This is a genomic window from Ensifer adhaerens (assembly GCF_002007205.1).
In the GTDB taxonomy this organism is placed as follows: Bacteria; Pseudomonadota; Alphaproteobacteria; order Rhizobiales; family Rhizobiaceae; genus Ensifer; species Ensifer adhaerens_D.
This window is the reverse complement of record NZ_LAZS01000005.1, coordinates 928,630-949,362: the sequence shown is the minus strand read 5'-3', so window position 1 is coordinate 949,362 and position 20,733 is coordinate 928,630. Positions and strand designations below refer to the sequence as shown.

At 63.9% G+C, this 20,733-nt stretch carries 17 protein-coding genes and 1 pseudogene; 7 read left to right on the top strand and 11 right to left on the bottom strand.

Annotated elements, in window-relative coordinates; genetic code table 11:
- Positions 1 to 92: 92 nt before the first annotated feature.
- Entirely contained in the window at positions 93 to 1,259 is a 1,167-nt protein-coding gene (locus XB14_RS08400) for a cysteine desulfurase family protein (protein ID WP_077961162.1), read from the bottom strand.
- A 224-nt stretch (positions 1,260 to 1,483) separates the two neighbouring features.
- Between XB14_RS08400 and XB14_RS08395 the strand changes: the two genes are divergently transcribed.
- Positions 1,484 to 2,161, top strand: coding sequence for an alpha/beta hydrolase (locus XB14_RS08395; RefSeq protein ID WP_077961161.1), 678 nt, complete (start codon positions 1,484 to 1,486; stop codon positions 2,159 to 2,161).
- Between the two features lie 82 nt (positions 2,162 to 2,243).
- Here the strand turns inward: XB14_RS08395 and XB14_RS08390 are convergent, their stop codons facing one another.
- Together XB14_RS08390 and XB14_RS08385 are read right to left on the bottom strand one after the other, a co-directional pair.
- Positions 2,244 to 3,443: a sensor domain-containing diguanylate cyclase gene (locus tag XB14_RS08390; protein WP_077961160.1), complete on the bottom strand. Its 1,200-nt coding sequence runs from the start codon at positions 3,441 to 3,443 to the stop codon at positions 2,244 to 2,246.
- 141 nt (positions 3,444 to 3,584) lie between these two features.
- Positions 3,585 to 4,718, bottom strand: a complete 1,134-nt coding sequence (locus tag XB14_RS08385; protein WP_077961159.1) for an anhydro-N-acetylmuramic acid kinase — start codon at positions 4,716 to 4,718, stop codon at positions 3,585 to 3,587.
- Positions 4,719 to 4,817: 99 nt separating this feature from the next.
- On the opposite strand from XB14_RS08385, the gene tyrS reads away from it, so the two are divergent.
- Complete coding sequence (gene tyrS, locus XB14_RS08380; protein ID WP_077961158.1) at positions 4,818 to 6,071, top strand: tyrosine--tRNA ligase; 1,254 nt, start codon at positions 4,818 to 4,820, stop codon at positions 6,069 to 6,071.
- A gap of 54 nt (positions 6,072 to 6,125) precedes the next feature.
- Here tyrS and XB14_RS08375 read toward each other — a convergent pair whose 3' ends face one another.
- Entirely contained in the window at positions 6,126 to 9,518 is a 3,393-nt protein-coding gene (locus tag XB14_RS08375; RefSeq protein WP_077961157.1) for a DUF3971 domain-containing protein, read from the bottom strand.
- A 410-nt stretch (positions 9,519 to 9,928) separates the two neighbouring features.
- Here XB14_RS08375 and XB14_RS08370 point away from each other — a divergent pair, with 410 nt between their 5' ends.
- The 5 genes from XB14_RS08370 (at position 9,929) to XB14_RS08350 (ending at position 14,799) form a co-directional block, all read left to right on the top strand.
- Complete coding sequence (locus tag XB14_RS08370; RefSeq protein ID WP_077961156.1) at positions 9,929 to 10,396, top strand: peroxiredoxin; 468 nt, start codon at positions 9,929 to 9,931, stop codon at positions 10,394 to 10,396.
- 7 nt (positions 10,397 to 10,403) lie between these two features.
- A complete protein-coding gene (locus tag XB14_RS08365) occupies positions 10,404 to 11,231 on the top strand; it encodes a ferritin-like domain-containing protein (protein ID WP_077961155.1) in 828 nt (275 codons plus the stop codon).
- A gap of 105 nt (positions 11,232 to 11,336) precedes the next feature.
- Positions 11,337 to 12,665, top strand: a complete 1,329-nt coding sequence (locus XB14_RS08360) for a M23 family metallopeptidase (RefSeq protein ID WP_327325864.1) — start codon at positions 11,337 to 11,339, stop codon at positions 12,663 to 12,665.
- 185 nt (positions 12,666 to 12,850) lie between these two features.
- Positions 12,851 to 14,359 carry a DEAD/DEAH box helicase gene (locus XB14_RS08355; RefSeq protein WP_077961154.1) on the top strand — a complete coding sequence of 503 codons (1,509 nt, stop codon included), beginning with the start codon at positions 12,851 to 12,853 and terminating at the stop codon, positions 14,357 to 14,359.
- Between the two features lie 8 nt (positions 14,360 to 14,367).
- Positions 14,368 to 14,799, top strand: a complete 432-nt coding sequence (locus XB14_RS08350; RefSeq protein WP_077961153.1) for an NUDIX domain-containing protein — start codon at positions 14,368 to 14,370, stop codon at positions 14,797 to 14,799.
- Positions 14,800 to 14,890: 91 nt separating this feature from the next.
- Here XB14_RS08350 and XB14_RS08345 read toward each other — a convergent pair whose 3' ends face one another.
- The 7 genes and pseudogenes from XB14_RS08345 to XB14_RS08315 all read right to left on the bottom strand — a co-directional run bounded on the left by XB14_RS08345 (position 14,891) and on the right by XB14_RS08315 (position 20,716).
- On the bottom strand, positions 14,891 to 15,208 hold the full coding sequence (locus tag XB14_RS08345) for a TfoX/Sxy family protein (protein ID WP_077961152.1): 318 nt from the start codon (positions 15,206 to 15,208) through the stop codon (positions 14,891 to 14,893).
- Position 15,209: 1 nt separating this feature from the next.
- Complete coding sequence (locus XB14_RS08340) at positions 15,210 to 16,826, bottom strand: NTP transferase domain-containing protein (protein WP_077961151.1); 1,617 nt, start codon at positions 16,824 to 16,826, stop codon at positions 15,210 to 15,212.
- A complete protein-coding gene (locus XB14_RS08335) occupies positions 16,823 to 17,527 on the bottom strand; it encodes an XdhC family protein (RefSeq protein ID WP_077961150.1) in 705 nt (234 codons plus the stop codon). The genes XB14_RS08340 and XB14_RS08335 overlap by 4 nt, the downstream gene beginning before the upstream one ends.
- A 2-nt stretch (positions 17,528 to 17,529) precedes the next feature.
- Positions 17,530 to 17,862, bottom strand: a complete 333-nt coding sequence (locus XB14_RS08330; protein ID WP_077961149.1) for an XdhC family protein — start codon at positions 17,860 to 17,862, stop codon at positions 17,530 to 17,532.
- A gap of 26 nt (positions 17,863 to 17,888) precedes the next feature.
- Positions 17,889 to 19,145 carry a vWA domain-containing protein gene (locus XB14_RS08325; protein ID WP_077961148.1) on the bottom strand — a complete coding sequence of 419 codons (1,257 nt, stop codon included), beginning with the start codon at positions 19,143 to 19,145 and terminating at the stop codon, positions 17,889 to 17,891.
- Positions 19,145 to 20,074: an AAA family ATPase gene (locus XB14_RS08320; RefSeq protein WP_077961147.1), complete on the bottom strand. Its 930-nt coding sequence runs from the start codon at positions 20,072 to 20,074 to the stop codon at positions 19,145 to 19,147. The genes XB14_RS08325 and XB14_RS08320 overlap by 1 nt, the downstream gene beginning before the upstream one ends.
- A 115-nt stretch (positions 20,075 to 20,189) precedes the next feature.
- Positions 20,190 to 20,716 (bottom strand): annotated as a pseudogene (locus tag XB14_RS08315) (flavin reductase family protein).
- Positions 20,717 to 20,733: the final 17 nt, after the last annotated feature.

Below are 20,733 nucleotides of genomic sequence, written 5' to 3'. Positions count from 1 at the left end.
GCACACCGCTTATGTAATGGCTAAAAGGCGCTTTTCACCCTGTTTGCCAAGCGGAAAATTGCTTTTCCGCAATTTCGTCCTGTCCCGTCGTCTCAGGCCGCTTGCCCGGGCGCTCGTCTTCGTGCTGCTACCTTTGCAAACACTGTGGCGCAACGTTCGATATCAGCCTGTGTCGTCCCCTCGCCGATCGAGATCCTGAGCGCACCCTGGCGCGGATCGTAACCCATCGCCGTCAGCACGTGGCTCTGCCCGACCTTGCCGGACGAACAGGCGGACCCCGCCGACAGCGCCACGCCTTCGAGGTCGAAGGCGATCTGTCCCGTCTCCGCCTTCATCCCAGGAAGCGTGAAGAAGATCGTGTTGCCAACGCGCGAAACGTCGCGGCCGTGAATGACCACGTCGGCCGCGGCCGCAAGCATCTCGGCTTCCAGCCCGTCGCGCAGAGCCGCAATCGCGCTCATCCGCTGGCCGACGCCTTCGCTCGCCTTTCTGGCGGCTGCGGCAAAACCGGCAATCGCCACCGTGTTTTCCGTGCCGGAGCGGTGCCCCTTCTCCTGTCCGCCGCCGCGGATCAGCGGCGCAGGCATCATCACTTCGCCGCGCGCCACCAGCGCGCCGGCGCCCTTCGGGCCGCCGATCTTGTGCGAGGAGAGAATGAGGAAATCGGCGCCGAGGTCTTCGATCGAGAGCGGCACGCGGCCGGCCGCCTGCACCGCATCGACGACGAAAATGCCGCCATGGGCGCGAACGATCTCGGCGATTTCGGCAACCGGCTGAATGATGCCGGTCTCGTTGTTGACCAGCATGACGGCGACCATCGGCAGGCCCAGCTGGCGATCATGCGCTTCAAGCAGGTCCCGCAGCGCCGCAAGGTCGATAACTCCGGCCGAGGTCACTGGAATTTCGCTCAACGCCTCGCGCGGAAAGCGTCCGCCCTCGCGTACCGCCGGGTGCTCGATCGCCGAGGCGTAGAGTGTGCCGATCTTCAGCGGCGTGCGCCCCATGCGGAAGTCCGGAGTCAGCACCAGATTGGCGGCTTCCGTCGCGCCGCTGGTAAAGATGACGCTGGCAGCTTTCGCGCCGCAAAGTGCTGCCACGTCGCGGCGGGCGTTTTCGATCAGCGTGCGCAGCGCGCGGCCTTCGCCATGGACGGACGAAGGGTTGCCGACGAGGTCGAGCGCAGACAGGCAGGCCTCGCGCGCTTCGGCAAGAAGCGGCGCCGTGGCGTTCCAGTCCATATAGATGCGCGAACCCGACATGATTTCCTTCGCTAGATCAACAGGCCGCAAGCCGGCAACCTCTGGCGATGCATTTTCCTTGAATTTTCCGCGCCGCTTGCCTTATGAGACGAAGCACAGGGCGGAATGCCCGCACAGAAGTTTTGAACGGTTCTAAACTAGGTTTTAGAAAAGCTGACTGCTTTCGTCAAGACTGATCGCGATCTGAACCCAAGATTCGAACCAGGAACACTCCCGGAGAGCCAATGCCCGAAATCATCTTCAACGGACCCGCCGGCCGCCTCGAAGGCCGTTATCAGCCTTCGAAGCAGAAGAGCGCGCCGATCGCCATCATCCTGCACCCGCACCCGCAGTTCGGCGGCACGATGAACAACCAGATCGTCTACCAGCTCTTTTACATGTTCCAGAAGCGTGGCTTCACCACGCTGCGGTTCAATTTCCGCGGCATCGGCCGCAGCCAGGGCGAGTTCGACCATGGCGCCGGCGAGCTTTCGGATGCGGCGTCCGCGCTCGACTGGGTGCAGAGCCTGCATCCGGATTCCAAGAGCTGCTGGGTCGCCGGCTATTCCTTCGGCGCCTGGATCGGTATGCAGCTCCTGATGCGCCGCCCGGAGATCGAAGGCTTCATGGCCGTCGCTCCGCAGCCGAACATCTACGACTTCTCATTCCTGGCACCCTGCCCGTCCTCCGGTCTGATCATCAACGGCGATTCCGACAAGGTCGCGCCGGAGAAGGATGTGAACGGTCTCGTCGAGAAGCTGAAGGCCCAGAAGGGCATTCTGATCACGCACCGCACCGTTCCCGGCGCAAACCACTTCTTCAACGGCCAGGTCGAGGGCCTGATGGCGGAATGCGAGGATTACCTCGACCGTCGCCTCAACGGCGAACTGACGCCGGAGCCGGCCGCCAAGCGCATCCGCTAACAGGACGCCTCAATACAGAATCAAACCGCCGTGGCTCTTCAGCCGCGGCGGTTTTTCGTTGAAACGGTGCGAGTAAGAAGCCCTAGGGACGCCCGATCCAATGGGGCACCCCCGGATTGACGACCGTGGTCGGCACTTCGGCGCATTCGACACGGTTGCGGCCATTCGCCTTGGCCATATAGAGCGCCTTGTCTGCGCGCTGTATCACAGGGTCGAGCGCCTCGCCGCTGCCGACGGCCGTGACGCCGAAGCTTGCCGTCACTCTTGCTGCTTCCGGAAGGCCGCCGATCTGCTGGGACATGATGGCCGCACGCATGCCGTGGGCGACGACGCGCGCTTCGGACAGGTCCGTGCAGGGCAGGAAAACCGCGAATTCTTCGCCGCCGAGGCGGCCGGCAACGGCACGATTTGGCATCACATCCATCAGAACCCGGGCGAATCGGCGAATGACCTCGTCGCCCGTGAGGTGGCCATAGGTGTCGTTGACCAGTTTGAAGCGGTCGAGGTCGGCGAGGATAAGCGTGCCGGGCGTCTGGGTGGCGCGGGCGTGCAGGAGCGGCATGACCCGCTCGATGAAGCCGCGGCGGTTGTAAAGGCCGGAGAGCAGGTCGATTTCCGAGCGCGCCTGTGCGTCGTCGACGATCTCCTTGACCATGACGCCGAGCATGGCAAGGCCGGCACCGACGATGAGGATCGCGCCAAGCGCCTGGGAAATGAGCGCAAAGGGACTTGAAACATAGTCCTGGGCGGTTGCGCCGGAACCGGCAGCCACCGCGGCGTAGATCTTTATCAGATAGTAGGCGGCAGAGAGCGCCAACAGGCCGAAAAGCAGCCAGTCGAAGAATGTGCGGCGGCCGGAGCGAAGGACGACGGATGCCGTCCACGCCTGGATCACGACGAAAGGTGCCTGGTATGGGATCGCATGCTGCCAGGTGCCTCTGGGCAGGTCGTAGATCGCCAGATCCAGGGCAACGCCGGCAGCGAAGAAGGCTCCCAGGAGGGGGAGCCGCACCGGCACCTGATAGAAGAGACCGAGGCCGAAACGCAGAATGCAGAAGCCGCTGAGCACGCAGGCGAAGGCGCTGATGGCGAAGAGACGCGGGGTCGAGGAAAAGGGAACGATGGCTTCGCAGACGGCGGCAAGCGAAGCGACGGCAAATCCGGCGGCGCACCAGAGAGCTGCGCGCCGCTGCCGGCTCTTCGCGGCGATGATGAGAAATGCGGCCGTGAATATCTGCGCGATGATGAAGTTCACAGCCAGCAGAGAAATCGCACCACCCATCGACGAACCCGAAACCTTCGTGCGGCACCAGGCCGCTCTTCGCCACCTTCTGTGGCAGCGGCCAAGATACTACGTCGCTGTTGCGAAAATTTGATTAACCCGCTCGGGAGGAAAGCACATGCCGAACCCGAGCGATCTACTTTAAGTTTTCCGGGCGAACCGGCCGCCGCTCACGGGATACCGGACGCCGGTCGTTCCCGGATAGGTGAGCGGCAGGTCCTGCAATGCGCGCACCGCGAGGTACGCCCAGGCTTCGGCCTCCATCGAATCGCCGTTGAAACCCACGTCCTCTGCCGCAAGCACCGCTGCCCCCTCGCCTTTGGCAAGCAAGCCGAGGTCACCCATGATCACCGGATTGAGCCGTCCGCCGCCGCAGACGACATAGGTGGCCGGCCGTTCCGGCAGATGCCCGGCCGACTTGATGATCGCCGCCGCTGTGACATGGGCCAGCGTGCGGGCACCGTCGGCAAGGCCCGCATCGCTTCCGGCCGGCGGTCCAAAATCGTTCCGGTCCAGCGAGCGGCGCGTGGCTGCGGTGAAGAAGGGGTTGGAGAGATAGCGTTCGGCAAGCGCCGGCAGCACGGTGCCCTCGCTGGCGATCATGCCGCCCTGGTCGTAGGGAATGCCGGCATGGGCCTCGACCCATTGGTCGATCAGCGTGTTGCCGGGGCCGCTGTCATAGGCAACCAGCGTTTCGCCCGCGCCGATGCCCCCGCCGATGAAGGTCAGGTTGGAAATGCCGCCGATGTTGACGAAGACGACCGGCGCCGCAAGACCGGCCGCACCCCGCGCAAGTGCTGCGTGATAGGCGGGGATCAACGGCGCGCCCTGCCCGCCGTGTTCCATGTCGTTGGCGCGCATGTCGTAAACAATGTCGATGCCGGTCTCGCGTGAAAGCAGCGGGCCGTCGCCGATCTGGACCGTCAGGGCCTCGTCGGGGCGGTGCAGCACGGTCTGCCCGTGAAAGCCGATTACCTCGATATCCGCCGCCGACAGGTTGTTCTGCTCAAGGAAGGTCTTCACCGCTTCCGCATGCCGCAGCGTCAGGTCGCGCTCGAGGTCAGAAAGTGCACCCGGCCTTTCATCGCGTTGCGTGATCGCCTTCGCTTCGACCAGTCCCTGCTTCAAACGATCCCGAAATCGTGCGTCGTAGGCGAAGCCCGCGGATGGACCGCGTTCGACAACGGTCTCCCCGTCTGTCCTCAGCATAGCGACATCGATGCCGTCCATGCTCGTGCCACTCATCAGGCCGATTGCCGTTCTTGTCTGTGTCATGCGGTCAATATTTCCAGAATCACTTTTGAAGTGATTATGCGCAAAAACAGTGCTAAACGCCCGTTCGTTCAAAAACTCCCCCCGCAAGAGAGACAGATCATGTCCGGTTTCAAGTCCGATTTCCTTCACACCCTCAGCGAGCGTGGTTTCATCCACCAGATCTCCGACGAGTCTGGTCTCGATGAACTGTTCCGGAAGGAAACCGTGACGGCCTATATCGGCTTCGACCCGACCGCGCCGAGCCTGCATGCCGGCGGTCTGATCCAGATCATGATGCTGCACTGGATGCAGGCGACCGGCCATCGGCCGATCTCGCTGATGGGCGGCGGCACCGGCATGGTCGGCGACCCGTCGTTCAAGGACGAAGCCCGTCAGCTGATGACGCCGGCAACGATCGATGCCAACATCGCCAGCATCAAGACGGTCTTCTCCAACTACCTGACCTACGGCGAAGGCCCCAAGGACGCGTTGATGATCAACAACGCCGACTGGCTGCTCGGCATCAACTACCTCGAATTCCTGCGTGACGTCGGCCGCCACTTCTCGGTCAACCGCATGCTGTCGTTCGACAGCGTCAAGACGCGGCTTGATCGCGAGCAGTCGCTGTCCTTCCTCGAATTCAACTACATGATCCTGCAGGCCTACGACTTCGTCGAGCTGCACAAGCGCACCGGTTGCCGCCTGCAGATGGGCGGATCTGACCAGTGGGGCAACATCATCAATGGCATCGACCTCGGCCACCGAATGGGCACCGAGCAGCTCTATGCGTTGACCTCGCCGCTCCTGACGACCTCGTCGGGCGCAAAGATGGGCAAGTCGGTCAACGGCGCCATCTGGCTGAACCCGGACATGCTGTCGGCCTATGACTTCTGGCAGTACTGGCGCAACACCGAGGATGCCGACGTCACCCGCTTCCTGAAGCTCTACACGACCCTGCCGATGGCCGAGATCGAGCGGCTCTCCAAGCTTGGCGGCTCTGAGATCAACGAGGTCAAGAAGATCCTGGCGACCGAGATCACCGCCATGCTGCACGGCCGCCCGGCCGCCGAGCAGGCGGCGGAAACCGCCCGCAAGACCTTCGAGGAAGGCGCTCTCGCCGCGGACCTGCCTTCGGTCGAAATCCCGGCTGCCGAGCTCGAAGCCGGCCTTGGCCTCTTGACGCTGATCGTGCGCGCAGGTCTGGCCGCTTCCAACGGCGAAGCCCGTCGCCACGTTCAGGGCGGTGCCGTCAGGATCAACGACGAGGCCGTCAGCGATGAGCGTCGGGTCATCGGCACCGGCGACGTCACCGGCGACAACGTCGTCAAGCTGTCGCTCGGCAAGAAGAAGCACATCCTGGTGCGCCCGGCCTGATCCGAGGCGTCCCACAATCGATTAAAAAAAGGCCGGCCTCACCGCCGGCCTTTTTCATTGGAATTCGAAGATGCTGCGGAAGACGCCGGGCGCGATGATCGACAGGGGGTTGATCGTCAGCTTCGGCTGATTGAACGGGCCGTTGAGCTTGAAGGTGATTCCGAGCAGGCCACGGTCGCGGCCATTGCCGAGCAATACGCCGATCAGCGGCAGTTCGCCGAAGATGCGGTTCAGACCATAGGCAGGCATGAAGGTGCCGGTCATGTCCATGATGCCGTTGTTGTCGCGCACCGTCCCCTGGAACGTCGCGCCGACATCGGTGCCTCGCAATACGCCGCCGTCGACGCGGATCGCGCCGCGGTCGAGCGCAAGCTGAGCGAAGCCACGCTCGAAGCGGGCCGAGCTTACGTCGATATCGCGCCGGACGGCCTGATTGAGGCTGCGTCCGTCCGCGCCGGTCGGGGTCGACACCATCGATTGCAGCCGCTGTTCGCCGACGAGCTGGAACTTGCGGATATCGACGCTGCCGCGCCAGGAGCGGCCGCCGCGGTCGCGCAGCTTAAGATTGATCAGGCCGCCACGCATGTTCTGATAGATGTCGGCAAACCGCGCCAGGGCCCCGGCGTCACCCGAGGTCAGCTCCAGCGTGTTGTCGGCGCCCGCTTTGGCAAGCCTGGCAACCAGCGCCTGGCCGCTGCTGGTGACGGCGGAAAGATTGACGTCCTCGATCTGGCGCCCGCGCTCGCCATAGACGAGATTGACGTTGGACAGGAACTCGCCGTTGAAGCCGGTAACGCGGCCAAGCTGCGCCTTGATCGTGACGTCGTCGCCCGCGTCCTGGCTCTGGTCGCTTCCAGCCTTGAGCTGGGCCAGGATCGGCCTGATGTCGGCAGCGGCACCCGTCAGGACCGCGGTATAGCCGCCCTTCTTGCGGTCGACCGAGACCTTGAAGTCGTCGCCCTGCGCCAGCCGCACATTGTCGAGATCGGCCGATACGAGGCCGCCATCGTCGACCTGCAGAGCGCCACGCGCGCCGAAACCGTCGCCGGCGATGGCGAAGTCGCTGATGCTGGTGCCGTCGCCGTCCTCGCTTGAGACGAACTGTGCCTCGGCGGGTATGCCCACTCCCTTGCTCCAGCCGATCCAGGGAAGCGAAAGCGCAGCCTTGGCGAGGCCGATCTTCACCTTCTGCTTGCCGGTCTCGTCGATCGTCACATCCATGGCGATCGGGCCGGAGATGATGCGCGACAGGCCCGGCGTGAGTTTCCGCCAGACTGCATCGTCGAGCGTGCCGGAAATCTGGCGCGAGCGTTTCACGGTCGAGCCGGATTCGACCGGCTCCGTCAGGATGACCTTGATCTTCGCCCCTTCGATACGGGCGTCTGCGTCAAGAAGCGCCTGCTGATTGTCCACCCGGAAGGTGCCGACGATGTCTTCGGCCGAACGTCCGAACATCGCCTTGTTGACGGTAACGCCGTCAAGCTGCATCTCCACCTGGTAGAGCGGCTTTGGCGGATGCTGGTCCGAAATCAGGCCGAAGCGCGCCCCGACGACGGCCGTCAGCGGGCCGCTGAAATCTTCCGGCAGCAGCGGTGTCTTCTGCAGCGCCTGGATCGGCTTGTAGCTGACGAGCTCGGCAATCGCGTCGGCATTTCCGCCGACCTCGATCTTCATCTCGGCCATCAGCGGCTTGGTGTAGACGTCGGGCAGGATGAACTCGCCGCCGTTGAGCGCGACCGAGCGCCCCGACGGGAAGAAGGCGGTGCCCTCTTTGATCTGGGCCGTCATGCGCTGGCCGCTCAGCTTGAACTTGCCTCCCGTGTCGCGCAGCGGCGGTATCTCGCCCGTAATGTTGATGCGGGTGTCATCGATATCGAAGTTGATATTGAGTTCCTGCTCGTTGAGCTTCAGTTCACCCTCGTTGTTGGCGATCCGGCCCTCGGCGACCGACACTTCGATGCGCGCATTGGTAACCGTGCCGCCGAAGAGGTTCGCGATCGCCCAGCGGCGCGCGCCCTTGGCCAGCCACCACGGCCACAATTGCTTGACGGCAGTCGCCTCCATGCGATCGGCGACCGAGGCGAAGCTGATCTGCGGCGACGTCTTGCCGAAGGCGACCGAAAGCGAGCCGTACATGGAGCCGAGCGGGCTCGATACGGCGAGCTGATCGAAGATCAGCCGGCGCTTGTCCGACACGAAGCGACCGTTTGCCTTGGCATCGAAGATCAGCGGCGCGTCGGCAACGTCTTCCGGCGCCGAACTCGCGTTCTTGAGCAAGAGGTCGATGGCAAAGCCCTTTTCCGTTGCGTCGGCAATCTTGTCGAGGTCGATGATCGCGCCGGTGAACGGAAAGGTCGAGCGGCCGATCTTGACCATCGACGGCAGGATCTCGACGGACGAACGCTCGAAGTCATAGGCGACGTCCATTTGCGACGTATTGAGGGTCGAGATGAGGTTGCCGGCATGGAATTCGCCCTTGGACGTGCGCACCGTGACGCGCAGATCCGGTTTCGCGTTCCCGGCTGCCCGTGTCGCCTTCAACTGCAGCCCGGCCGACGCGACCACGCCGAAGGGAGGCTCTGAACCCGATTTGCCATGGTAGAAGAATGGCGCGAGCGGCAGGTTGGTGATCGCCGCTTCGAAGCCGGTCACGTGTCCCTTGTCGCCGAGAGCGTCGGCGCTGAGATCGACATCCACCCCGTCGACCGTGACGCTCCCCTTCACGCTCATAGAGCCGCCGGCATCGCGGTTGAACTCAATCGCGTTGGCGACAATGGGTACGATGCGATCGCGCGAACCGATGACGGAAAAGCTGAAATCCGAAAGCGTGACCGTCTGGCTGCCGCGGCTGGCCGCCATCCGCGACATGCGGTCCACGTGGGAGAAGATTGCCTCAAGCGCATCGCCGACGTCGGCAATGCGAATTTTGGTCAGATCGAGCGGTTCGCCGCGCGGCAGCAGCCCCGTGTCGAAATCGCCGCCTTCGGCTTCGAGGTTGGAGACGGCGATCCGCCCGGTCATCAGCGCCAGCGGGTCGAGCGCGATCGAGATGGCGCGGAGCTTGGCGATCGGCTGGCCGGAGGAGGCTTCGCTGAGTGCCACTTCGCGAGCCCTGAGCGCGATCGCGCCGCTTGCGGTCATGCGCACGACGGTGCTGCCGACCTCGGCGCGATAGTTGTCGCCGAGCGCGGCATTGAGTGCAGTGCGGGCGCGCGCGTTGAGCGTGCTGTCCATCAGCCCGCTTTCGATGACAACGATGAGGATCGCTGCGATGGACAGCGCAAGCAGCGACGTCAGCAGCGCGATCTTGGCGCACAAGCGCGCGGCCGTGCCCTTGCGCGGCGCGTGCACGATCATGGGTTCGTGCGCCTGCGCCGAAGGCAACGCATGCAACGCGACGATGTCTTTCTTGCGAAAGCCGACTTTTTCGCCGCGGATCTCACTCATCAGCGCGGACGTCCTCCGTTCGATACGAGTTTTGCCGCCGCCTCTTTCCGTCGTTTCGGGGGGCGACCGCTTCTCGTTTCCTGTAGACCACATGTCGTCGTGCCGAGTCACCAAGGGACGCGGGACCATGCTGTGGAAAGCCACCACCTGCGAAAAGGATTCGCGCGCGCAGGCGACTGCAATGTTTCGTAACGGCAGATGCCGTCCGAAACCTGTCGAATCTAGCACAAATGCGCTGGACGGCAGTCGACGATTTTCGCTATGCCCAAGAGCGCCGCGCGCCTTGCGGCGCGCAAATGTCGCTCTGGAACTCAAGCACTGCACGTTTTGGCCTCAGGTCGGCAAAGACCAATAAAAACATGCAGTAGCGCGCGATTGTCTGCAAAACTTGGCGGAAGGAAGGTTTAATCATGGCAAGACCCGCTCCCGGAGATGTCGCTCCCGACTTCACCCTGCCGCGTGACGGAGGCGGCATGGTCTCGCTCTCCGCCCTGCGCGGCCGCCCGGTTGTTCTGTTCTTCTATCCGAAGGACGACACGCAGGCCTGCACGCTTGAGGCGATTTCGTTCACGGAGCTTGCCGACGAATTCGCGGCATCCGGCATCGCGCTGATCGGACTTTCGCCCGATTCGGTGAAGAAACACGACCGCTTCGCCAAGAAGCACAACCTGACGGTGACGCTCGCCGCCGACGAGGAAAAGTCGGTCGTCAATGCCTATGGCGTCTGGGTCGAGAAGATGATGTACGGGCGCAAATACATGGGCGTCGAGCGCAGCACCTTCCTGATCGGCGCTGACGGCGTCGTCGTCAAGGTCTGGGAAAAGGTGAAGGTCGACGGTCACGCCCGCGAAGTCCTTGAAGCCGCAAAGGCGCTCTGAGGAAGCGATGACCGAGTCGCCCGTGTTTCATAGCCTGCGGGGCGGTGCCGTCGAGGCGATCCGCGCCGCGGATCTGGAGGTCAAGACCGCGCTCGCGCAGGAAACCGCACGGCGCTGGCAGCGCCGCACGCTGTCGCTGCGCTCGCCGCTCGACCGGCCGGTGCCGGTGCGTCCCGGCCGGCCCGACAAGCCGGTGCTGACGCCGCCGACGCAGGTCAAGCGCCGGTCACTCGGATCGCTCAAGGGCCGCATCGCGCTTCTGCACTCCATCGCCCATATCGAACTGAACGCCGTCGATCTCGCCCTCGATATCGTCGCCCGCTTTGCAACCGAACCGGTGCCCAATTCCTTCTTCGACGGCTGGATGCGGGTCGCCTTCGAGGAGGCCAAGCATTTCCGTATGGTCCGCCAGCGTCTGAACGATCTCGGCGCTGACTACGGCGATCTGCCCGCCCACGACGGCCTCTGGCAGGCGGCGCACGACACCCGCAACGACCTGACGGCGCGGCTTGCCGTCGTGCCCCTCATTCTCGAAGCACGCGGCCTGGACGTGACGCCGGGGCTTCAGGCCAAGATGCGCGAAACCGGCGACTTCGAGAGCGCGGCCGTGCTCGATGTCATCTACGAGGACGAAAAGGGCCATGTCGCCGTCGGCGCAAAATGGTTCCGTTTTCTTTGCGCACGCGAAAAGAAGGATCCGGCGGCGACCTTCCAGGCGCTGGTGCGCGCCAATTTCCGCGGCCCTCTGAAGGCGCCGTTCAACGATATCGCCCGGGCGGAAGCCGGCCTGACGCCTTCGTTCTACCGATCGATGACCGCGTCGACCAACCGCTAGGCCGAAATCACCTTCCCGCAATGATCCTTACCGATTGTTAACCCTAACGAAGTGTAATGATCCGCAGGTGATGCGAGGCAACGCGCACATGGCGGGAGAGAACGGGTGTCTGGACATCAGGCAAATCGTGCCTTTGGAAAATGCAAACAGAATCATGTTCTGATCCTCGCCAGCGGCGACAAGGTCCGGCACATGACCGTGCGTCCCTGGATGGCGGCACTCGCCGTCTCCTTCGCCGGCGTCTGCAGCATCGGCTATCTTGCCGCCACATCCTATCTGGTTCTGCGCGACGACCTCATCGGCGGTACGATTGCCCGCCAGGCCCGCATGCAGCATGAATACGAGGATCGGATCACGGCGCTGCGGGCACAGGTCGACCGGGTCACCAGCCGGCAATTGCTCGACCAGCAGGTGGTCGAGGAAAAGGTCGAGAAGCTGTTGCGCCAGCAGATGGCGCTGACATCGCGCAACGGCAAGCTCGGCGCCCTGGTCGAGCGGGCGGAGAATTCCGGCGTAACGACCGCAACCGACGGGCCTGCCGCCGTCGAACCGCTTGCCTATGATAAGCGCGCCGATGCAAGCGGCAGCGTCAAGGCGATCGAAAAGCTGATGGGGCTGAGCGCGGCGCCGGTCAGCGCTGCGACCGTCCCCGCCCTCGCCTATGCCGCGCCCAATGCCGGCGAATCAAGCTCAGACCGCGCCGACCGGATTTTCTCCAAGGTCACGCTTTCGCTGAAGGATGTGGAGCGCGAGCAGATGGCACGGGTCCAGCAACTGACGGACGGTGCCGCCAAGACGTCGGATGCGATTCGCTCGATCGTCGGGCGCACCGGCGTCGATCTGCCCGAAGACGACGTCGCTGAAATGATCCCCGTTAGCGAAACACCCGCCTCGGCCGATACGGCGATTGGCGGTCCGTTCGTCGAGCCTGCCGGCGATGACGATTTCGGCCGCTCGCTTGCTGCGCTCGATACCGCGCTCATGGAGCTCGACCGCACGCGCGCGCAGGTGCGCAAGCTTCCGTTCGGCAACCCCTCGCCGGCGAGCGACATAACCAGCGATTTCGGCAACCGGCTTGATCCGTTTCTCGGCCGTCTGGCGCTCCATGCGGGCATCGATTTTCGCGCAACGGTCGGCACGCGCATCCGCTCGGCAGCGCCCGGCACGGTTACCAATGCTGGGTTGACCGGGGGCTACGGAAACATGGTCGAGGTCGACCACGGCAATGGCGTCTCCACCCGCTACGCCCACCTGTCCACCGTCTTGGTGAAGGCCGGCGACCAGGTGAAGGCTGGCGAAGTCATCGCCAAGTCCGGCAATACGGGGCGCTCCACCGGACCGCACCTGCACTATGAAATCCGGCTGAACGGCGGGGCCGTTGACCCCATGCGGTTTCTGGACGCGAGCAGCAAGCTTGCAAGCTTCATGAACTGATGCCGACGCTCGGTTCAGCTTGACAAGAAATGCGACAGATTCGCCACTATTTACCTTTTACTGCTTCAACGTGCTGGATTTCTTGACTTTCAGCGGCGTTCAGCTTAAGAGCGCGGCCACGTGCTCGTGCGTTTTCCATCGATCGATCAGTGTTCTATTGAACCGGAACGGAAACAGATTTCCCTTTGACCAATTTTGCTGACCTTGGCCTGAGCCAAAAAGTTCTCTCCGCTGTCACCGATGCGGGCTACACAATCCCGACCCCGATCCAGACTGGCGCCATCCCGCCGGCGCTGCAGCGTCGTGACATCCTGGGCATCGCCCAGACGGGTACGGGCAAGACGGCCTCGTTCGTGCTGCCGATGCTGACGCTGCTCGAAAAGGGTCGCGCCCGCGCTCGCATGCCGCGCACCCTTATCCTGGAGCCGACGCGCGAACTCGCCGCGCAGGTCGCAGAGAACTTCGACAAGTACGGCAAGAACCACAAACTCAACATCGCGCTTCTGATCGGCGGCGTGTCCTTCGACGAGCAGGACCGCAAGCTCGAGCGCGGCGCCGACGTGCTGATCTGCACGCCCGGCCGTCTGCTCGACCATTTCGAGCGCGGCAAGCTGCTGATGAGCGGCGTCGAGATCCTCGTCATCGACGAAGCCGACCGCATGCTCGACATGGGCTTCATTCCCGATATCGAGCGCATCGCCAAGCTGATCCCGTTCACGCGCCAGACGCTGTTCTTTTCGGCGACCATGCCGCCGGAAATCCAGAAGCTTGCCGATCGCTTCCTGCAGAACCCGGAGCGCGTCGAAGTCGCCCGTCCCGCCTCGACGGCGCAGACGGTGACGCAGCGCTTCGTTGCAGCGCATGCCAAGGACTACGAAAAGCGCGCGGTGCTGCGCGATCTGATTCGCGCCCAGGACGAGCTCAAGAACGCGATCATCTTCTGCAACCGCAAGAAGGACGTCGCCGATCTCTTCCGCTCGCTCGACCGTCACGGCTTCTCCGTCGGTGCGCTGCATGGCGACATGGATCAGCGCTCGCGCATGACGATGCTGGCGAACTTCAAGGACGGCAACATCAAGCTTCTCGTCGCTTCCGACGTTGCCGCGCGCGGCCTCGATATCCCCGATGTCAGCCACGTCTTCAACTTCGACGTTCCGATCCATGCGGAAGACTACGTCCACCGCATCGGCCGCACCGGTCGTGCCGGCCGTTCGGGCGCTTCCTTCACGCTGGTGACCAAGCGCGACACGAAATTCTCCGACGCCATCGAGAAGCTGATCGGCCAGAAGGTCGAATGGCTGAACGGCGACCTTTCCAATCTGCCCGAGCCGATGGAAAGCCACGACACCGGCCGCCGCGAGCGCGGTCGTGATGGCCGCAAGGACCGGAAAAAAGATGGGGATCGCGGCTCGAGGGGTCGTTCCGATCATAAATCCGATACCGTGCGCGCCGATAGTGAGGCCGAAATTGAAACAGTCGTGGAAAGGGCGGAATCGGTGAAACCGGCACGCAGCGCAGACAACAAGCAGGCACAGAACAACCGCGGCGATCGCCCGGTGCGCGCATCGAATCCGGCCAACGACGACAATCGCGACCGCCGCAACCGTCACCGCCGCGACTATGACGATGGCCCGACGCCTGTCGGCTTCGGCGACGAAATCCCTGCCTTCATGCTGATTGCCGGCAAGGCCTGATAGCGACCATGGGTCTGCCGGGAATCGATTTTCCGGGCTTTGGCTGCGGACTTGTCATCGTGCGCGACGGCAAGATCCTGCTCTACAGGCGCGTCAATGCGCCCGAGGCCGGGCATTGGAATATCGTCGGCGGCAAGGTCGACCACATGGAGCGTTCGCAGGCGGCGGCCTGCCGCGAGGCCGAAGAAGAATCCGGCCTCAAGATTGGCTCGACCGAATTCCTCTGCCTCAGCGAACAGGTGATCGACGCCGATCGCCAGCACTGGATCTCGATGATCTACGTCACCCGGGATTTCTCAGGCGAACCTCAGCTGACCGAACCGGAGAAATTGTCCGAATTCGGCTGGTTCGATCTCGACGCCCTGCCCCAGCCGCTGTCACGGTTCACGGCCGATGCCGCCGAAGCGTTGCGCAAACAGGGGCAGAGCGTCGCGGCGTAACCGCGCCTCAAACACACCTCGCTAGGCCTGTTGCCCCCACGCACTTGCGATCACTTCGCTCGACCGACCGGACTGCATTGGCAGGTCCGGCCTATTTTCTTGAACGTAGCGCCGCCTCATAGGCGAGCCGTACCCAGCGCGCCATTTCGTCGGGGTCGTCGAAGGCATCTTCCGGAATGCTCCAATAGGGCATCTTCACCGGCTTGCCCTTGCCGTCATAGGCCCATTGCCTCGATCCCGCCGCTTCGAACTCCGGCGCAGTCTGTTCGTCGCCCTTCAGCAGGATTTCGCCGTCAACCTCGAGCGCGAAGATCACGCCCTGGCAATAGATGCCCTTGCCGCCGAACATCCGCTTGATCGTGACCGGCCCGAGCGTTTCGAACATTTCCTCGATGGCGACATTGTCCACGCTATTTCTCCAGGGTTCCGCCGGCGGCGACGATCTGCTCCGGCGTGTCGAGGTCGAGGCGCGCTTGAGCTCCCAGTTCGACATCGATGACCGACAGGCCGCTCTTTTCGATGATGTGCCTTGCGCCAACGTCACCAACCAGTTGCCTGATCGCCGAAAACGTCTGCCGCGGCAGGACGACGGGATTGCCGCGCTGGCCGCCGGCGGTGGCGCGGACGATCGAGCGGCCGCCTTCGGCAACAAAACGCTCGATGAGCCGGCTGAGGTCGTCGCCGGTAATGCCGGGCATGTCCGCGAGCATCACCAGCATGCCGGCCGCGCGCCCGCCGATTGCCGAAAGCCCCGCCGTCAGGGACGACGCCATGCCCGAACTGTAGTCGGGGTTGGAGACGAACGTCACCGGAAGCCCTTCCAGCGCCCCGCGGATGTCGGCTTCGCGATGACCGGTTACGACGCTGACCTTGCCCGGCGCGGCCGCGAGTGCCGCTTCGACGCTGCGGCGCACGAGCGGCACTCCATCGAAGGTCGCGAGAAGCTTGTGCCCGCCTTTCGCGCCCATCCGGCTCGCCTGGCCGGCGGCAAGAACGACGACCGCGACCGCTTCGGACTGCAACTGCGTTGCCGGTTCACGTGGCTGCGGGCGGGTTGGAATTTCGCTCAGCAAGCCGCCGACGCCGAGGCCGGTAATGTCGTCGAAGCTCGGCCATTCACCGGCAAGGATGCGATCGAGAATCCAGTCGAAGCCGTTCTCGCGTGGGCTGCGCGCGCAGCCGGGCGCGCCGATGACGGGGGTTTCGCCGATGCGACCGAGAACGAGAAGATTGCCGGGGTCGACGGGCATGCCGACGTGGTCGACGGCGCCGCCTGCCCGCCGGATCGCAGCCGGAATGACATCGTTCGGATCGGCGACGGCGGAAGCGCCGAAGACGACCAGCAGGTCATGGTCTGCGCGTAAATCGTCGATTGCCGCCGCGACCGCGCTTTCCGTGTGGGCGACGCGCCGCTCGCTCAGAAGCTCGCTTCCCGATTGCCTGAGGCGGGCCGCCAGGATCGTTTTGGTCTTATCCATCACCTGCGGCTTCAAGGTCGGCAACTGAGTTGCTATCAGCGCTGCACGCCGTGCGGCAAAGGGTTTGACTTCGAAGGCGGTATGGCTCTGGAGCAGCGTCTGCGCGTCCTCGACGAACTGACCGGCCACCGCAAGCGGAATGATCTTGATCGTCGCGACCATGTCGCCGGGCTGCACCGCCACATGGTCGGCAAGACAGGCAAGCGTGATCGCCGGGTCGATGCGGTTCAATCGGCCGACGGTTTCGCGTGTGGCGACGAAGAGGCCGGCGACCCGCGAATAGACATTCACCCGTCCGGTTGCTGCCGGGGAGAAGCGCAGGTGATCGGGTGCGATCGCCGCTGCGATCTGCGTTGCGGCCTCGTCCTCCATGAGATCGCCGGGGTCGAGACGTGCAACGACGACCTCCGGCGCGCCGCAGGCGATCAAAGCGGCGATATCGGCGGGCGAAAGCCGGTGGCCCTTTGGCAACCGGGTTTCATCCACCTTGACCGCATGCGCCAGAATGGCACCTTCCGCTTCGCTGGTCTTGACGGAGCCGAACCTCACACGATCGCTCCCCGGCTTTGGGCGGTGTCGCGGCGTCGAAGCGCCTCGATGATCTCGGCGAGGATTGCGACGGCAATTTCCGCCGGGCTCGCCGCGCCGATGTCGAGGCCGATCGGTGCACGGATGCGGGCTATCTCGGCATCGGAAACACCCGCCTGCCGCAACCGCTCGGCTCGCGTCGCATGGGTTTTCCGGCTGCCGAGCGCGCCGACATAGAAGCAGCCGGCTGCAAGGGCGGCGCGGATCGGACCGTCGTCGATCTTCGGATCATGGGTGACGGCGACAAGTGCTGTGAAGCGGTCGAACGGCCTCTCTTTCAGGGCATCCTCCGGCCATTCGGCGATGAGCTCGACGTCGGCGAAGCGCTCCGGCGTTGCGAAGGCGGTGCGTGGATCGATGATCGTCATGTCGAAGCCGGCAACGGGGGCCATCCTGGCGAGCGCCTGCGAGAGATGCACGGCGCCGATGACGAGGATCCGCGGCGGCGGCAAGTAGGCATTGAGGAAAAAGGCGCCCTGCTCCGTCTCGACGATGCCGGCTCTGCCGGACTGCAGGGCGCTTGTGACGGCAAGGCGCCAAGGCTCGGGACAATCGTCACCCTCGACATGGACGCGGACTCCACCGGTAAGATCGCTGATCGTGACGGCCGCGCGCCGGGCCGCGCGCGCGAGATTGAGTGTTTTGAGGATTGCCCGTTCCATCGTCAGCCGTCGACCCGTTCCACGAGGACCCGAATCCTGCCGCCGCAGGAAAGCCCGACGCGCCAGGCGGTCTCATCCGCGACGCCGAAGTCGAGTATTTTCGCGGCACCGGAAGCGATCACGTCGGACGCTTCTGTAATGACCGCGCCCTCGACGCAGCCGCCGGAAACCGAGCCCTGAAAATTGCCGTTGTCGTCGATAACCAGATGGCTGCCGACCGGCCGTGGCGCCGAACCCCAGGTCTCGATCACGGTTGCGATCGCCACCTGGCGTCCTTCCTTCAGCCAGGCCTCGGCGATGTCGAGCGGATCGAGAACATTTGCAGCTTCCAGCATGTTGCCACCTCCTCCCACCGGACCGGTCACCGTGACCCCAGGAACCGTCGCGGGTCAGCCTGCCGGGAGCCCTGCCCGGAAAGCGCCTTCACCAGTTCCCCAATTGATTCAAGATTGTGCACGGCCCGGAATTCGTCAACATGCGGCAGCATCGCCCTGACACCACGGGCCCGAGCCTGGAAGCCGTCGAAGCGCAGCAGCGGATTGAGCCAGATCAGCCGCCGGCAGGATCGGTGCAGCCGGTCGATTTCGATTTCCAGGTCGGCGACGTCGTCGCGCTCCAGCCCGTCGGTGATCAGGAGCACGATCGCGCCCTGCCCGAGCACGCGCCGCGACCAGCGGCGGTTGAATTCATGCAGGGTCTCGCCGATGCGCGTGCCGCCGGACCAATCCTTGACCGCAGCCACGCAGTCGTCGATCGCCGCATCCGGATCGCGATTGCGCAACTGGCGCGAGACATTGGTCAGCCGGGTTCCAAACAGGAAGGTTTGGACACGCCGCCGCTCTTCGGTCAGCGCATGCAGGAAATGCAGGAAGATGCGGGTGTACTGGCTCATCGAACCGGAGATGTCGGCGAGCACCACGATCGGCGGATGAACCACACGCCGCTCCCGAAACCGCGGCAGGATCAGTTCCCCGCCAAAGCGCATGGCGTCGCGCATGGTAGCGCGGGGATCAACGCGCGCTTGGCGACGGGAGGGACGAAAGCGTCGCGTCACGACGCGGTCCATCGGCAGCGTCAGTGCCGAGAGCGCGCGCTTGGCCTCGGCAAGCTCAGCAGAGCTCATCTGCGCGAAATCGGCGCGGCGCAACAGCTCGCGACCGGAGACGGTGAAACGTGCATCGACTTCGATTTCGGGTTCGTCGCGCGGCGGCCGATCGGCCTCGTGTCCGGAAAGCAGCGCGTCGCTGACGCGGGTCTCGCCTGGCCGGCGCTGCTGCCGTTCGCTCTCGCGGTCCGGCGCCAGCGGTGACATCATCGCGATCATCTTTTCGACGAGCCCGCGTGAGCGCCAGAACAGCCGGAACGCTTCGTCGAAGACCGGCTGGTCCTCATGGCGCTTCACGAAGACGCATTGCAGTGCGGCGTAAAACGCGTCCCGCCCACCGATCCCGATCAGCGCCACCGCATCGATGGCGTCGGCGATGGCGCCCGGCCCGATCTTGATGCCGGCGCGCCGCAGCGCCCGCGCGAAGAAGACGATATTGTCGGCAAGCCGACCGTCGCCTGCCGCGACGGGCGGGGGAACATTGTTCCGGTGCTGTTCCCGCGCCCGCGCCATCAGTTCGCCGCCAGCAATTCCGCCTTGACCTCGGAGAGCAGCTTTCGGCCCTCGGCCCCTTCGATCCTGGCGATGTCGTCCTGATACTTGAGCAGGGTGCCGAGCGTGTCGGCGATCGTCTCCGGATCGAGCGCCAGCCGGTCGAGCTCGGTCAGTGCCGTTGCCCAATCGATGGTCTCGGCCACGCCGGGGTTCTTGAAGAGGTCGATCGTGCGCAGCCGCTGCACATAGGCGATGACTTCGCGCGACAAGGCCGCGTTGCAGCCGGGAACCTTGCGGCGGATAATCTCCAGTTCCTGTGCCGCCTTGGGGTAGTCGACCCAATGATAGAGGCAGCGCCGCTTCAGCGCGTCATGGATCTCGCGGGTGCGGTTGGTGGTGATGATCACAACAGGCGGTTCGTCCGCCCGGATCGTACCAAGTTCCGGAATGGTCACCTGGAAATCGGACAGAACTTCCAGCAGGAACGCCTCGAAGGCTTCATCTGTCCGGTCGAGCTCGTCGATCAGAAATACCGGCGCTCTTCCTCCATTCGAAGAGATCGCCTGCAAAACCGGGCGGCGGATCAGGAAACGTTCGGAAAAGATGTCGCTCTCGATGCGCTTGCGGTCGACCTTGCCGGCCGCTTCCGACAGGCGTATTTCGAGCATCTGCGCCGGATAGTTCCATTCGTAGACGGCCGATGCCACGTCGAGGCCTTCGTAGCATTGCAGCCGGATCAGCGGCCGGTCGAGCGCTTTTGCCAGAACCTTGGCAATCTCGGTCTTGCCGACCCCGGCCTCGCCCTCGAGAAAGAGCGGACGCTTCATCCTAAGCGCAAGAAACAGCACAGTCGCGAGCGCCGTGCCGGCGAGATAGTCATGCGCCGTGAGCAGCGCCATCGTCTCCTCGATGGACTGCGGCAGGCCCACTGTCGCCTCTGTCGCCATGTCTCCTCCGCCACGGCTCGAATCGATTCTTTGAAGCCGGTGGATTACACCGGAAATTCAAAGCATTATAGCGATCTCCTCATGTCGGGATGAGTACTCGACCGCTACATGAAACTTATAGCGAGTGGTATCCGCGGTCCACATAAATGAGCGGCGGACGGGATGGTCCTATCGCGACATCGACGACCTCGCCAAAAAGCACCAGATGCGTGGCGATCGTCTTCACTTCAACCAGGCGGCAATCGAAAGCGGCAATGGAATTGACGAGGATCGGTGCACCGGTCGTAAGCCGCTTCCACTGCCCGAGCGCAAAGCGCAGGTCCATGTCGAGTTGGTCGCGGCCGGAGAAGGCATGGGCCAGCGCACGGTGCTCGTCGCCGAGCAGATTGAGCGCAAAACTGTCGCTGCGGGTGAAGATCTCGTTGCGCGGGTTGGCGCCGTTCAGGCAGACGAGTATCGTCGGCGGGCTATCGGAAACCGAGCAGGCCGCAGTCACGGTGACGCCACGCCGCTCGCTGCCATCAGCGGCGGTGATGATCTGCACGTGACCGGCCAGGCGGCTCATCGCGTCGCGATAACTGATAGGGTCCAGCCGGGTCTTCTCCAACACATCTTTCTCCGGGCGATGTCAGGCACATACATAGACGCTGGCGGAAAAT

What these genes read in the sequence shown, in the direction of transcription:
- XB14_RS08400 (WP_077961162.1), bottom strand. Translation starts at nt 1,259, where the DNA reads ATGTCGGGTTCGCGCATCTATATGGACTGGAACGCCACGGCGCCGCTT.
- XB14_RS08395 (WP_077961161.1), top strand. Translation starts at nt 1,484, where the DNA reads ATGCCCGAAATCATCTTCAACGGACCCGCCGGCCGCCTCGAAGGCCGT.
- XB14_RS08390 (WP_077961160.1), bottom strand. Translation starts at nt 3,443, where the DNA reads ATGGGTGGTGCGATTTCTCTGCTGGCTGTGAACTTCATCATCGCGCAG.
- XB14_RS08385 (WP_077961159.1), bottom strand. Translation starts at nt 4,718, where the DNA reads ATGACACAGACAAGAACGGCAATCGGCCTGATGAGTGGCACGAGCATG.
- tyrS (WP_077961158.1), top strand. Translation starts at nt 4,818, where the DNA reads ATGTCCGGTTTCAAGTCCGATTTCCTTCACACCCTCAGCGAGCGTGGT.
- XB14_RS08375 (WP_077961157.1), bottom strand. Translation starts at nt 9,518, where the DNA reads ATGAGTGAGATCCGCGGCGAAAAAGTCGGCTTTCGCAAGAAAGACATC.
- XB14_RS08370 (WP_077961156.1), top strand. Translation starts at nt 9,929, where the DNA reads ATGGCAAGACCCGCTCCCGGAGATGTCGCTCCCGACTTCACCCTGCCG.
- XB14_RS08365 (WP_077961155.1), top strand. Translation starts at nt 10,404, where the DNA reads ATGACCGAGTCGCCCGTGTTTCATAGCCTGCGGGGCGGTGCCGTCGAG.
- XB14_RS08350 (WP_077961153.1), top strand. Translation starts at nt 14,368, where the DNA reads ATGGGTCTGCCGGGAATCGATTTTCCGGGCTTTGGCTGCGGACTTGTC.
- XB14_RS08335 (WP_077961150.1), bottom strand. Translation starts at nt 17,527, where the DNA reads ATGGAACGGGCAATCCTCAAAACACTCAATCTCGCGCGCGCGGCCCGG.
- XB14_RS08330 (WP_077961149.1), bottom strand. Translation starts at nt 17,862, where the DNA reads ATGCTGGAAGCTGCAAATGTTCTCGATCCGCTCGACATCGCCGAGGCC.
- XB14_RS08325 (WP_077961148.1), bottom strand. Translation starts at nt 19,145, where the DNA reads ATGGCGCGGGCGCGGGAACAGCACCGGAACAATGTTCCCCCGCCCGTC.
- XB14_RS08320 (WP_077961147.1), bottom strand. Translation starts at nt 20,074, where the DNA reads ATGGCGACAGAGGCGACAGTGGGCCTGCCGCAGTCCATCGAGGAGACG.